This is a genomic window from Pseudomonas frederiksbergensis, assembly GCF_003732665.1.
Taxonomy (GTDB): Bacteria; Pseudomonadota; Gammaproteobacteria; order Pseudomonadales; family Pseudomonadaceae; genus Aquipseudomonas; species Aquipseudomonas frederiksbergensis_G.
Genome location: NZ_MOBP01000009.1, coordinates 200,449 through 212,805, shown reverse-complemented (window position 1 = coordinate 212,805; position 12,357 = coordinate 200,449). Strand labels below are relative to the sequence as shown.

Below are 12,357 nucleotides of genomic sequence, written 5' to 3'. Positions count from 1 at the left end.
ATTAATGTCGACTGACACGCCCTCTTCGCGAGCAAGCCCGCTCCCACAGGGGGGGGCGAGCCTCAGGGAATGTGTTTCAAATGGTTAGAACCGCCGTTTTTGACGGCGTTGTCGCACAGCCGAATCTGTTCTCGTGTGATTAACTGCTGCCAGCAAAATGGACAGGAGTTTGCTTGCTCATGGAATTGAGAATTGATCGACAGGCAATGGTGCCGGTCGTACAGCAGATCGTCGACGGACTGGCGAGCTGGATCCGCCAAAGCGAAGTGCCGCCCGCGACTCGCTTGCCCTCCGTGCGACACATCGCGCGACTCAATTTGCTCAGTCAATCCAGCGTCGTCGAAGCCTGCGAGCGCCTGGTCGCCCAAGGTGTCCTGGCGACGCGTCCCGGTTCGGGGTTTTCGGTCGCCGCCTCGGCACCGGTGGTGCCGCAGGCGTGGGATCTGCCCCGGTTCGAAGGTGTAGAAGTGATGCAGACGGGGCTTACCGACAACTTGTCCGGTGAGCTGATGCTGGGCTGTGGCGGCTTGCCCGAGAGCTGGCGCGAGACCGACGACCTCAGTTACGCGATCCGCGAGGTGGCCCGCACTGATATGGCCGGTCTGTTCAGCTATGGCACGCCACTGGGCTTGCTGCCGTTGCGCCAGCAGATTCTCAAGCGCCTGAAACCACTCAATATCGAGGCGGGCGAAAGTCAGGTACTGACCACGGCCGGCGCCAGCCAGGGGCTCGACCTGATTGTGCGCACGCTGCTCCAACCGGGAGACTGCGTGGTAGTGGAAAACCCTGGTTTCTCCCATCTGTTCGACCTGCTCAGGCTGCACGGGGTGCGCATGCTTGAGGTGCCGCGAACCCGCCACGGCCCAGACACGCAGGTGCTCGAACGTGTGTTGATCGAGCATCAACCGCGTGCGCTGTTCATCAATAGCTTTCACCACAACCCCACGGGCAGTTGCGTGACGCCGCTGGTGGCGCAGCGCGTCCTGGAACTGAGCAAAATCCACGGCGTGCAGGTGATTGAAGACGATGTCTATGCGGATTTGCACCATACCCCCGGCACTCGTCTCGCCGCGCTGGATGACGAGGCACGGGTGATCTACGTCGGCAGCTTCTCGAAAACCCTCAGCAGTTCATTGCGGGTCGGGTTTGTGGTGGCCGATGCCGGGCTGATCAGGCGGCTGGCCGAGGTCAAGATGATCAGCAGCATGGGTGGGTCGCGGTTTTGCGAATCGGTGCTGGCCAGCCTGTTGGCCAGCGGTGCCTATCGCAAATTGGTACAGCGCCAGCGCCAGCGCCTGAACATCGACCGGGCGGCGGCCTTGCAGGTGCTGGAAGACGCTGAATGGGAGGTGTTCGGTAAGCCCTGTGGCGGCTTGTTCATCTGGGCACGATCGCCGATGTCCGACTACGCTCAGTTGCGCACCCAGGCGCGGCGTTTCGGCGTCCTGTTGTCTTCCTCGACGGCTTTCAGCCCGAGCGGTGAGGCCAGTGCCTGGCAGCGTATCAATGTGGCCTATGCCTGCGATCCCCGTGCCCGTCGGTTTTTCCAGGCCACCGCTTCGGATCGACCTAAAACGTTCTGAAAACGACGTGGGCGTAGCTTTTTGCCATTATTCCGACGCCAGAGACTTGTGCTTGCACAGGCCCGTTGCGAATCTCCATCTACAGACTATGGCAGGGGACTACGAGCAATGATTTCGGCCGTGCAAGGACGTTTTGCCAACCTCGGTATGGCAAAGAAACTGGGTATCGGGTTTGTCCTGGTGCTGTTGTTGACAGCCTTGGTGGCGGCCATTGGCGTATGGTCCCTGCAAACCATCAGTCACCGCTTCGACGGGCTGAAGCAGATGTCGACGCTCAACAGCGGCTTGCTCAAAGTTCGCTTGCTGGAACAGGAATACGCGCTGCACAGCAATCCGAAGACGGTCGATGCCTTGCATCAAGGGGTTGATGAGCTGATTGCCCTGTCCACCCAGTTGAAAGCGCAGTCGGCGGCCAATGTGCCGGTGATGAACGATGTCGAGCAGTCGCTGGGGGCCTACCGCAAGGCGTTCGACGAATTTGTCTCGATCACCCAGGCCAAGGACCTGGCCCTGGAAATGGCCAGTTGGTCGGTTTCCAGCGTGGCCAACAACCTGGATGTATTGCAGGCCGGTCTCGCCGACGACGGCGCCTATGGCTTGAAGCAATCCGAAGGCAAGGACGGCGCGCAATTCATCGAACAGGCCAATCAGGTCAGCCAGGTCTCGCGGCTGATGTTGCAGGCGATGAACGAAGCGCGGGTGCGCCTCGACCAGAGCCGCAAGGGTGACGATGACAGCGCCGGCAAGGGCAAGATCGAGCAGGCTGACCAGGCGCTGACCCAGGCTGAACAACTCAAAACCACGGTCAAGGATGAGGGCTATCAGACTGTCCTCAACGAAGTGACCGGCCATATCGCCAGTTTCAGCGACAAGCTCACCGAATACACCGGCCTGCTGGCCCAGGAAAAAACCGTCTACGAGCAACTGCACCAGCGCGCCGGCCAGGTGGTGGAGCGGGTGGACCAGGCCTACGTCGCCGAAGACGGGGCGATGCAGGCCGAACTGAAAAAGAATTCGCTGTTGATCATCGGCTCATCGGCCCTGGCGCTGCTGGTGGGGCTGATCGCGGCGTGGGTGATTACCCGGTTGATCGTGGCGCCGCTGCGCAGTGTGATCCGTGTCGCCCAGCAAATTGCCGCCGGGGATTTGAGCGCGACGGTTGAAGTGACCCGCCGCGACGAAATCGGCCAGTTGATGCTGGCGATGCAACAGATGGGCGCCGGGCTCAGCAGCATTGTCAGTGGTTTGCAGGCGGGTATTGAGCAACTGGCCAACTCCGCGCAATCGCTGTCGGCGGTGACTGAGCAGACCAACCTCGAAGTCAGCAGCCAGAAGGAAGAAACCGAGCAAGTCGCTACGGCGATGAACCAGATGACTGCCACTGTGCATGACGTTGCCCGCAATGCCGAAGAGGCTGCTACGGCGGCGCAGACTGCCGACGATAAGGTCGAGAGTGGCCAGCAAGTGGTGCGCCAGAGCATGGCGCGGATCGAGCAACTGGCGGATTCGGCGACTTCGGCCAGTTCCAGCATCGAGAGCCTGAGCGCGGAGATCCAGAACATCGGCACGGTGCTCAGCGTGATTAAAAGCGTGGCCGAACAGACTAACTTGTTGGCGCTCAACGCAGCCATCGAGGCGGCGCGGGCGGGGGAGCAGGGCAGGGGCTTTGCGGTGGTGGCTGATGAGGTGCGGGCTCTGGCCAAGCGTACCCAGCAATCGACTGAAGAGATTGAGCGGCTGGTCAGTGCCTTGCGTTCGGCGGCGCAGTCGTCGGTGCAGCAGATCCAGAACAGTGGTGAGCTGGTGAAGCTGGCGGTGAGTGATGCGTTGCAGACTGAGAGTGCGTTGGGGAGTATTGCGGCGGCGGTGTCGTTGATTCAGCAGATGAATCAGCAGATTGCGGCGGCGGCTGAGGAGCAGAGTTCGGTGGCTGAGGAGATTAATCGCAGTGTGACGAGTATTCGGGCGAGTGCGGATCAGTCTTCGTTGGCCATGCAGGGGAATGCGGCTTCCAGTATTGAGTTGGCGCAGTTGGGGGTTGAGCTTAAGGGGATGGTTGGGCATTTTCGGCTTTGACCTTGGCGACCTTAGGGTCGACCAGGTTCTTGGTGGTCTGTGTACATATCCATTCCTGCGGTAATGGCGGCTGGCGGTTTCGCCCTTACGGCGAGGCACTTTTTTCAAACGCCAAAAAAGTACCCAAAAAGGCTCGCCCCGGCGTCCGGCCCCTCGCTTAGGCTCGGCGTTCCTTCGCTCCGGTGTCCATCTGGGGGCATCGCCTCCGGTCGGCTTCGCTTCGACCTCCTCTCGATGTGTGCGGCTTCGCCGCACGGCGCTGCGCGCCCACCCCCAGATGAACACCTCCACTCAGCCTCCCGAAGGGGCGGGCAGAGCAAGATCAAGATCAAGATTAAGAGCAGGCGAGCTAACGCTCGGCCTAATGAGTGGTGAAGAGCCGGTAGGTGTATGCCGCTCCGCTTCTGCTTTTCGTAGGAGCGAGGCTTGCCCGCGAAGGCGGCCTGACAGCCGACCAACCTCTCCCGAATGTACTCAATCAAAACTGTGGGAGCGGGCTTGCTCGCGAAGGCGGCCTGACAGCCAACCAACCTCTCCCGAATGTACTGTCGATCTAGCCCCAACAATTCCAAAGCAAAAAAAAGCCACCCCCCGGTGGCTTCTTTGCGTGCTCTGATCAGTCGTAAATCGCTTTCTTTTTCCAGTCGGCATCAGCCTCGACGTCTTTCAGCCCTTCGGTCAGTTGGTTGACCTCGCCTTCAGTCGGCGCAATTTTGTCCATCACTTGGGCATTGGCCCGGGCCAGGAGTTTTTCCAGGTATTCCAGTTGTTCAGCGTAAACCTGCGGTTCCTGCTGCTTGCGCAGGTATTGCACGCCACGTTCGAACGCCAGGCGCGCCTGGCCAGGTTGGTTCTGTTGCAGGGAGTGTTGACCGAGGTTGTTGAAGAATTCGATGTGCAGCAACACCAGAATGTGGCGAACTTCGCGGATCCAGCGCTTGGCTTCGTTGGTCGGCAAGAAGCCGTCCTGGGCGGCGCGGGTGATCTGGCCATGCAAGGCTTCGAGCAGGAAGCGCACGTCCTTGGCCTTGGCTTCGGTCTGGATCGGTGCCGGCGGGTTGTTCACCGGGATCGATTCGCCCTGGGCGACGAGTGCGCTCAGTTCTGCGATGCGGGCCTTGACCGAGGAGCTGGTTTTTTCAAGGTTCAGCAGGCGCTGGCAAACGTTCAGTTCCAGACGGGTCAACAGCAGCTTGAGGGCCGGTGTCATCAGTTGACCGGGGAAGGTCTCGGTGATTTCGCCGCAGCGACGCAGGCGGTCGTTGAGTTCAACCTTGGTACGGGCCTTTTCCAGCTTGTTGTTTTCCACCACATGGTTCATGTAGCCAATGGCGATCAATAGTGCGATCCCGGCTACGACTAGCAGGGTGATCATGAGTGGTGTCACCGGTAAGACCTCTTTATAGGGTTCGCGTGCGAGTGTAGTGGCTTGGCCTGGGGGCGCATAGGGCCGCTCGACGAGTTGAATCGGCCACGACTCTACTTATATCGGCCGCGACGCTGCTTATATAAGTAACAGCGTGTGCTGTGCACATTGCCATCACTTGTGGCGTGGGTGGACTATAGCGCCTTGGCGGGTGCCAGAATATAGGCGCCAAACACTGGGCGACGGAAAACCCCGATTCGCTGGCAAAAGCAGGGCGAAGTCATTGATTTAAATAAATTTATATCAGGGGGTTGACGACCCCTCAATCCATCCATAGAATGCGCGCCACTTACAGCGTAAAGCACACAGCGAAACGCGGTAGGGAGTGAATGTTGTACGTGTGTCCCCTTCGTCTAGTGGCCTAGGACACCGCCCTTTCACGGCGGTAACAGGGGTTCGAGTCCCCTAGGGGACGCCATATGCGGGAATAGCTCAGTTGGTAGAGCACGACCTTGCCAAGGTCGGGGTCGCGAGTTCGAGTCTCGTTTCCCGCTCCAATTTTAAACAGCGTTGCTTTCGGGCAGGGCTGAGTGAAACCAGAACCGACATCTTCGGATGCGGATTTGGGCACTGAAATACACACCATGTGTTTCAGTTAGCGTGTCCCCTTCGTCTAGTGGCCTAGGACACCGCCCTTTCACGGCGGTAACAGGGGTTCGAGTCCCCTAGGGGACGCCATTTGCGGGAATAGCTCAGTTGGTAGAGCACGACCTTGCCAAGGTCGGGGTCGCGAGTTCGAGTCTCGTTTCCCGCTCCATATTTAACGAAAACGCCGCTCATTGAGCGGCGTTTTTGTTTGTGCGCGATTTGTATCGGTGACAGAAAAAAGGCCCGCCAGTCTGACTGAGCGGGCCTTTTGTGTGGGCGCAGTTTTACATCGACAGAATCAGGCGCCCGGCAAACAGGATCAGAATCACCCCCATGGTCCGTTCGAACCAATGCCCCATGCGCATAAACAGCAAGCGCACCCGGGCGCTGGAAAAGAACAGCGCGACGATCACAAACCATAGTGCGTTGACGAAGCACATCCACAGGCCATACAGCGCCTGGATCTGCAGTGGCGTCGTGGCGCTGATGATGGTGGTGAAGATCGCCAGGAAAAACAGTGTGGCTTTCGGGTTGGTCGCGTTGGTCAGGAAACCGGTGGTGAAGGCTTTCAACAACGTTTGCTCCACCACCGGCTCGTCAGCAGGCTTGTCGCCTTCCAGCGCGGTCTTGGGCTTGCTGCGCAACAGGCTGACGCCGAGGTACAGAATGTAGGCGCCGCCCACGACCTTGGCCACCGTCAGCAACCACGGCAGGGTGTGCATCAAGGCGCCAACGCCGAGCAAGGTGTAAAGCACGTGCACGGAAATCCCCGCACCGATGCCCAGCGCGGTGCAGATGCCCACGAGTCGACCGAAGCGCACACTTTGGCGGATGGTGACGGCAAAGTCCGGTCCGGGTGCGACCACCGCCAGAAAGTGAATGGTTGCCAGCGCCAGAAACTCGCCCAGGTAATTCGAAAGCATCTCAACTCCAGAAAGTAAGGGGTGAAGCATTGCCGCGATAGCCGACAAAGAACGAAAGGCTCAGTCGCGGATCCGCCACGCCCGGGGTCACCGAGTGCATGCAGCGCGAATTGAACATGATGAAATCCCCTGGATCAGGGCGCACCTCCAGGGTCGGAGGGCCAAGCAGGACCGGGTCGATGCCGTAACTGTCGCCACGCATTTCGTCGAACTGATCGGGAGAAATGTCGGCGTCCCACATCTGCAACGCGCCGCCCTCGGTGGGCATGTTCAGGTAAACGTTGCAGGCGAACTGCGCCTCCAGGCTGCGGGCCTGGAAACTGTCCGGGGCGTCCTTGGCGAAAATGTCGTGGTGGGCGAGGAAGCACACCCCCGGTTTCACCACGCGGGACAGCCCGACATACATCTTGCGACCGTAGAGATTCTCCAGGTGCGCACCCGCCGGCCAGGACTCGTCGAGCATGCAGCGCAGGGTGTCGACCGGAGACGAGTAGGGCGCACAACGGTTGCGCAGTTCCTCAATGTTGCTGGTAGCGCGCTCGAAATAGTCCTCGATCAGCAGCGGCTGGTTTTCCGCCTCGTAGAACGCCATGCCGATGCGACCGATACTCGGCGCGTTGATGTAGCCCTCGAAACCGGGCGCAAGGATCTTGTCGCCGATCTGCACCGCCAGCGGCTGAGGCAAAAAGCCTTTGACGCGGATGGCGAGGACTTCTTCGTTGGCCAGTTTTTTTATGCACGTCTCATCGAGACGCTCGACGTCAAGCATCATGGTTTAGGTCCATCTATCGAGTAGTCAACGGAGCCCGCGAATGCAGGCTCCCCCGGCGTCAGGCGATGACGGTGTCGGCATCGCCGAAAAACTCAATCCACGTGGTAGTGGACGGACAACGTGCCCTTTTTCATTGAAAGGGAGTCGATCGTGACCGTGCCCAGATCCTTCAGGCTACGTACATGGGTGCCGCCACAGCCGTAAGCGGGCAGTTCGCCGAAACCGATTTCCCGGGCGCCTTCGCGCAAAGAGGTCAGGCGCGGCAGGTCTTGGGCGATCCACTGCTCGATACCGTTCTGGACGGTCTGGATATCCACCTCTTGCGCCGATTCCGCCGGTTTGAATTGCACCCGGGCTTCTCCCGGCCAGTGGTGGGCCTTGATCGGCATCCAGCCCATGGCCTGGACAAAGTGGCCGATCAGATGGCCGGCCGAATGCAAGCGGGCATTGAGTTGTCGGCGTGGTTCATCGACGCGGATCTGGGTCATGCCCAGTTTTACCGGTCGATCGACGTAATGGATGATCCGGTCTGGATCCTGCACCACTCGCAGTACCTGGCTTTCACCGATCCAGCCGGTATCGAAGGGCTGGCCGCCGCCCTGAGGGTGGAACAGTGTGGCGCGCAAAACGACCGCGAATTCATTCTCGTGGGGCGTGCAATCCAGGACTTCCACATTGGCCTTGAGGTCATCACTATGGAAAAAGAGGCGAAGCGTCATATTCCATGCCCTTATAAAGATTCTATTTTTATTATATGAAGGGTGGAATTGCGTGATAATCCGTTCAAACCTCAAAGGACTGTTGCGCTGTGAGCATAAATCTACCGCTGCCGTTGTTGGGTGAAATGGCGATTTTCGTCAAGGTCGTCGAAACCGGCAGCTTCTCCGAAGCGGCCCGTCAGTTGGGCTCATCGCCTTCGGCGGTCAGCCGCAGCATCTCGCGTCTGGAAAAGGCCCTGGCTACCCGTTTGTTGCAGCGCACCACGCGCAAGTTGCGTTTGAGCGATGGCGGTGAAGAAGTGTTCAAACGTTGCCAGGAGATGGTCAGCGCAGCCAAGTCAGTGATGGAAATCAGCGGCCAGTTCACCCATGAGGCCGAAGGCCTGGTGCGGGTCAGCGTGCCCAAAGCAGTGGGGCGATTTGTGATTCACCCGCATATGCCGGAATTTCTGCGGCGTTATCCCAAAGTGGATGTGGAGTTGTTGCTGGAAGATCGGCAGGTGGATTTGATCGATGACAATGTTGATCTGGCGATCCGCATTACGGATCGGCCACCCGCAGGCCTGGTCGGACGGCAGTTGCTGACCATCGACCATTTACTCTGCGCGACACCGCAATACCTCGCCGAACACGGCACTCCGACCCATCCCCACGACTTGCTCAATCACAGTTGCATCTACCTGGGCGAAACCCCGAGCGATGCTCGCTGGAAATTCAAGAAAGGCACCAAAGCCGTAACCGTCGGCGTGCGCGGACGTTATGCAGCCAATCACACCGGCGTGCGGTTGGGCGCGGTGTTGCAGCACATCGGTATTGGCAGCCTGCCGTATTTCACCGCCCGGTATGCGCTGGAGCAGGGGCTGATTGTGCAGGTGTTGCCGGACTGGACCTTTCTGGCCTCGTACCATGGCGGGGCGTGGTTGCTGCATTCGCCGACGCGTTATTTGCCGCCCAAGCTTCGGGTGTTTATTGATTATCTGGTGGAGTGCCTGGAGAAGGAGCCGACGCTGAGCAAGCCGGGGAAGCCGAGTGCATTGGGCAAGGTCGCGGCTGAGTATGAGTTGCCGGAGAGTGATGGGTTGCTTTGACGGGCCTCTTCGCGGGCAAGCCTCGCTCCTACAGGTTGTGTCGATCGCACCATTTCCGCATGACCGAACCCCGTAGGAGCGAGGCTTGCCCGCGAAGAGGCCCTCATTAACGCCACAAAAAAAGGCCCGCATGAATCACCATGCGGGCCTTTTGCATTCCTGTTCCGGGATCAGTGCTTGCTGTCGTCCTGGGACATCGCCAGCAGTTGCTTCTCCTGGTTCCAGTCGAACGGTTCGTCGTTCTGTTCAGCTTCGAAACGACGTTCTTCCAGCGCCTGGTACAAGTCGATTTCATTATCGGGCATGTAGTGCAGGCAGTCCCCGGCGAAGTACCACAGCAGGTCGCGCGGCACCAAGTGGGCAATTTGCGGGTAGCGGGTGATGACCTGGCAGAGAATATCCTGGCCCAGATACTGGCTTTCGATCGGATCGACCGGCAGCAACGCACGCAATTCGTCGAAGCGCTCCAGGAACAAGGCATGGCTTTCTTCGGGAACCTGTTCGGCCTCACCTACGGCGACCAGGATGCTGCGCAAGTGGTCCAGCAAGACGAGATGATCGGCAACGACATTGGACACGAGATAAGTCCTCAAGAGCAAAACGGGCGCGGGAGTATAAAGCTCCCACGCCCATTTTTACAGGATCAGCGGACCTTTCCGTCGGCCAGCGCCAGCTCTTCCTTGTCGAAATCATCGACATCAATCACCTTGCGCCGCGCCACTTCGGCGTCGCGCAGGGTCTGCGCCTCGACCGGTTGCAACACCCCGGCTTCCAATGCGGCATCGATGGCGTGTTCGCCGGCGGCCGGTTTGACCTGGCCGCTTTTGAGCGCCACGTGCAGCTTTTTCTGCAAAGGTTGCGCCGCATTCAGCAGGTTGCAGGCATGTTGCAGAGCGCCTACGGCATCATCGGCCGATTGCGGACGGTAGCAACCGCCAAGCAACTCTTCGAGAGTCGGATCGCCCTTGGCCCGGCCAATCACCGCCGCCACTTCGGCACCGAGTTTGTCCGACGGCCCTTTGTGTCGACGACCGAACGGGAACACGATCACCCGCAGCAGGCAACCCAGCACCTTGTTCGGGAAGTTGCTCAACAATTCATCCAGTGCCCGTTCCGACTGGCCCAGGCTTTCTTCCATTGCCCAGATAAACAGCGGCGCCATATGGTCTGGCGAATCGAGGTCGTGGTAACGCTTGAGTGCAGCGGAGGCGAGGTACATGTTGCTGAGCACATCCCCCAGGCGTGCCGACAGGCGTTCGCGACGTTTCAGTTCACCACCGAGCAGCATCATGCTCAGGTCGGCGAGCATGGCGAAGGCCGCGGCCTGACGGTTGAGGGCGCGGAAGTAACCCTGGCTCAGTGAATTGCCCGGTGCCCGTTCGAAATGACCGAAACCGAGGTTCAGCACCAGCGTGCTGGCGGCGTTGCTCACGGCAAACCCGATGTGCTTGAGCAGCAAACCATCGAACTCGGTGAGGGCCTGGTCCTTGTCTTCGCGGCCGGCGAGGGCCATTTCCTTGAGCACGAACGGATGGCATCGAATCGCACCCTGGCCGAAGATCATCAGGTTGCGCGAAAGAATGTTCGCGCCTTCCACGGTGATGAAGATCGGCGCGCCATTCCAACTGCGGCCCAAGTAGTTGTTCGGGCCCATGATGATCGCTTTGCCGCCATGCACGTCCATCGCGTGGCTGATGCATTCGCGGCCGCGTTCGGTCAGGTGATACTTGAGAATCGCCGACAGTACCGACGGTTTCTCGCCGAGGTCCACCGCGTTGGCGGTCAACATGCGCGCGGCGTCCATCATCCAGGCGTTACCGCCGATGCGGGCCATGGCTTCCTGAATCCCTTCGAATGCCGACAGCGGCACGTTGAACTGCTCACGCACTTGAGCGTACTGGCCGGTCACCAGGCTGGTGAACTTCGCCGCGCCCGTGCCCACCGCCGGCAGGGAAATTGAACGGCCTACCGACAGGCAGTTCATCAGCATCATCCAGCCCTTGCCGAGCATTTCCTGGCCGCCGATCAGGAAGTCCAGGGGAATAAACACGTCTTTGCCGGAGTTCGGGCCGTTCATGAACGCGGCGCCGAGGGGCAGGTGACGACGGCCGATTTCAACGCCAGCGGTGTCGGTGGGGATCAGCGCCAGGCTGATGCCCAGGTCTTCCTTGTCGCCCAGCAAGTGATCCGGGTCATAGGCCTTGAAGGCCAGGCCGAGCAGGGTCGCCACCGGACCGAGGGTGATGTAGCGCTTTTCCCAGTTCAGGCGCAGGCCGAGGGTTTCCTGGCCTTCCCATTCACCTTTGCAGATGACGCCGGTGTCCGGCATGGCGCCGGCATCGGAACCGGCCAGTGGCCCGGTCAAGGCAAAGCACGGAATGTCATCGCCGCGAGCCAGCCGTGGCAGGTAATGGTTGCGTTGTTCGTCGGTGCCGTAATGCAGCAACAGCTCGGCGGGGCCGAGGGAGTTGGGCACCATCACCGTGGAGGCGAGGTCACCGCTGCGAGTCGCCAGTTTCATCGCCACCTGGGAGTGGGCGTAGGCGGAGAAGCCCTTGCCACCGAATTCCTTGGTAATGATCAGGGCGAAGAAGCCGTTTTCCTTGATATGGGCCCAGGCTTCGGGCGGCAGGTCCATGTCCTGGCCGATCTGCCAATCGCTGACCATGGCGCAGAGTTCTTCGGTCGGGCCGTCGATAAAGGCCTGTTCCTCTTCGCTCAGTTGCACTTTGGGATAGGACAGCAATTTGTCCCAGTCCGGACGGCCGCTGAACAGCTCGCCGTCCCACCAGACTGTGCCGGCATCGATGGCGTCGCGTTCGGTTTGCGACATCGGCGGCAGGGTTTTCTGGAACCAGTTGAACAGCGGCGCGCTGAAATATTTACGACGCAGGTCAGGCAGCAATAGCGGTGCCGCAACGGCTGCGATCAGCACCCAGAGAATCAGCAGCAGCCAGCCCGGTGCATGGCTGAAGGCGCCCATCGCCACCACATAGACAGCCACGATGCTCAGGGCAGGCAGCGGGGCGATGCGACGGTGGGCCAGATAAGCAATTCCGACGATCAGAACCAGTATCCACAACAACAGCATATTTAATCCTCCGTGAAGCCAGGGCAAAACCAACTTTCAGAGCTTAGACGGCATCCGCAAAATCGGGTGGTCAGAGCCATGGACAGAAATC

The 12,357-nt window shown here is 59.7% G+C and carries 9 protein-coding genes, 4 tRNA genes and 1 pseudogene; 8 read left to right on the top strand and 6 right to left on the bottom strand.

What is annotated here, in order from left to right; translation table 11 throughout:
- Positions 1–179 precede the first annotated feature (179 nt).
- The 3 genes and pseudogenes from BK665_RS15840 (at position 180) to BK665_RS35350 (ending at position 3,659) form a co-directional block, all read left to right on the top strand.
- Complete coding sequence (locus BK665_RS15840) at positions 180–1,583, top strand: aminotransferase-like domain-containing protein (RefSeq protein WP_123407026.1); 1,404 nt, start codon at positions 180–182, stop codon at positions 1,581–1,583.
- A gap of 108 nt (positions 1,584–1,691) precedes the next feature.
- Positions 1,692–2,798: pseudogene (locus BK665_RS35355) on the top strand (HAMP domain-containing protein); the annotation flags it as partial.
- The gene (locus BK665_RS35350) at positions 2,778–3,659 is read left to right on the top strand and encodes a methyl-accepting chemotaxis protein (protein WP_375538935.1); all 882 of its coding nucleotides are present in this window, start codon (positions 2,778–2,780) and stop codon (positions 3,657–3,659) included. The pseudogene BK665_RS35355 and the gene BK665_RS35350, both read left to right, overlap by 21 nt.
- Before the next feature lie 616 nt (positions 3,660–4,275).
- On the opposite strand, the gene BK665_RS15830 is transcribed toward BK665_RS35350, so the two are convergent.
- Positions 4,276–5,034: a hypothetical protein gene (locus tag BK665_RS15830; RefSeq protein ID WP_185076530.1), complete on the bottom strand. Its 759-nt coding sequence runs from the start codon at positions 5,032–5,034 to the stop codon at positions 4,276–4,278.
- Between the two features lie 393 nt (positions 5,035–5,427).
- On the opposite strand from BK665_RS15830, the gene BK665_RS15825 reads away from it, so the two are divergent.
- The 4 genes from BK665_RS15825 (at position 5,428) to BK665_RS15810 (ending at position 5,842) form a co-directional block, all read left to right on the top strand.
- Positions 5,428–5,503 (top strand) — tRNA-Glu (locus tag BK665_RS15825).
- Between the two features lie 3 nt (positions 5,504–5,506).
- Positions 5,507–5,582 (top strand) — tRNA-Gly (locus BK665_RS15820).
- Between the two features lie 105 nt (positions 5,583–5,687).
- A tRNA-Glu gene (locus BK665_RS15815) sits at positions 5,688–5,763 on the top strand.
- A gap of 3 nt (positions 5,764–5,766) precedes the next feature.
- A tRNA-Gly gene (locus tag BK665_RS15810) sits at positions 5,767–5,842 on the top strand.
- 115 nt (positions 5,843–5,957) lie between these two features.
- Here BK665_RS15810 and BK665_RS15805 read toward each other — a convergent pair.
- From BK665_RS15805 to BK665_RS15795, 3 genes are all read right to left on the bottom strand, one after another.
- The gene (locus BK665_RS15805) at positions 5,958–6,596 is read right to left on the bottom strand and encodes a LysE family translocator (RefSeq protein ID WP_123407020.1); all 639 of its coding nucleotides are present in this window, start codon (positions 6,594–6,596) and stop codon (positions 5,958–5,960) included.
- A gap of 1 nt (position 6,597) precedes the next feature.
- Positions 6,598–7,368 carry a 2OG-Fe(II) oxygenase gene (locus tag BK665_RS15800; RefSeq protein ID WP_123407018.1) on the bottom strand — a complete coding sequence of 257 codons (771 nt, stop codon included), beginning with the start codon at positions 7,366–7,368 and terminating at the stop codon, positions 6,598–6,600.
- Between the two features lie 92 nt (positions 7,369–7,460).
- Entirely contained in the window at positions 7,461–8,087 is a 627-nt protein-coding gene (locus tag BK665_RS15795) for an alanyl-tRNA editing protein (protein WP_123407016.1), read from the bottom strand.
- Positions 8,088–8,176: 89 nt separating this feature from the next.
- On the opposite strand from BK665_RS15795, the gene BK665_RS15790 reads away from it, so the two are divergent.
- On the top strand, positions 8,177–9,175 hold the full coding sequence (locus tag BK665_RS15790) for a LysR family transcriptional regulator (RefSeq protein WP_054051724.1): 999 nt from the start codon (positions 8,177–8,179) through the stop codon (positions 9,173–9,175).
- Positions 9,176–9,345: 170 nt separating this feature from the next.
- Here the strand turns inward: BK665_RS15790 and BK665_RS15785 are convergent, their stop codons facing one another.
- Both BK665_RS15785 and BK665_RS15780 read right to left on the bottom strand, forming a co-directional pair.
- The gene (locus tag BK665_RS15785; RefSeq protein WP_123407014.1) at positions 9,346–9,753 is read right to left on the bottom strand and encodes a PA2817 family protein; all 408 of its coding nucleotides are present in this window, start codon (positions 9,751–9,753) and stop codon (positions 9,346–9,348) included.
- Between the two features lie 65 nt (positions 9,754–9,818).
- Positions 9,819–12,266, bottom strand: a complete 2,448-nt coding sequence (locus BK665_RS15780) for an acyl-CoA dehydrogenase (RefSeq protein WP_123407012.1) — start codon at positions 12,264–12,266, stop codon at positions 9,819–9,821.
- Positions 12,267–12,357 lie beyond the last annotated feature (91 nt).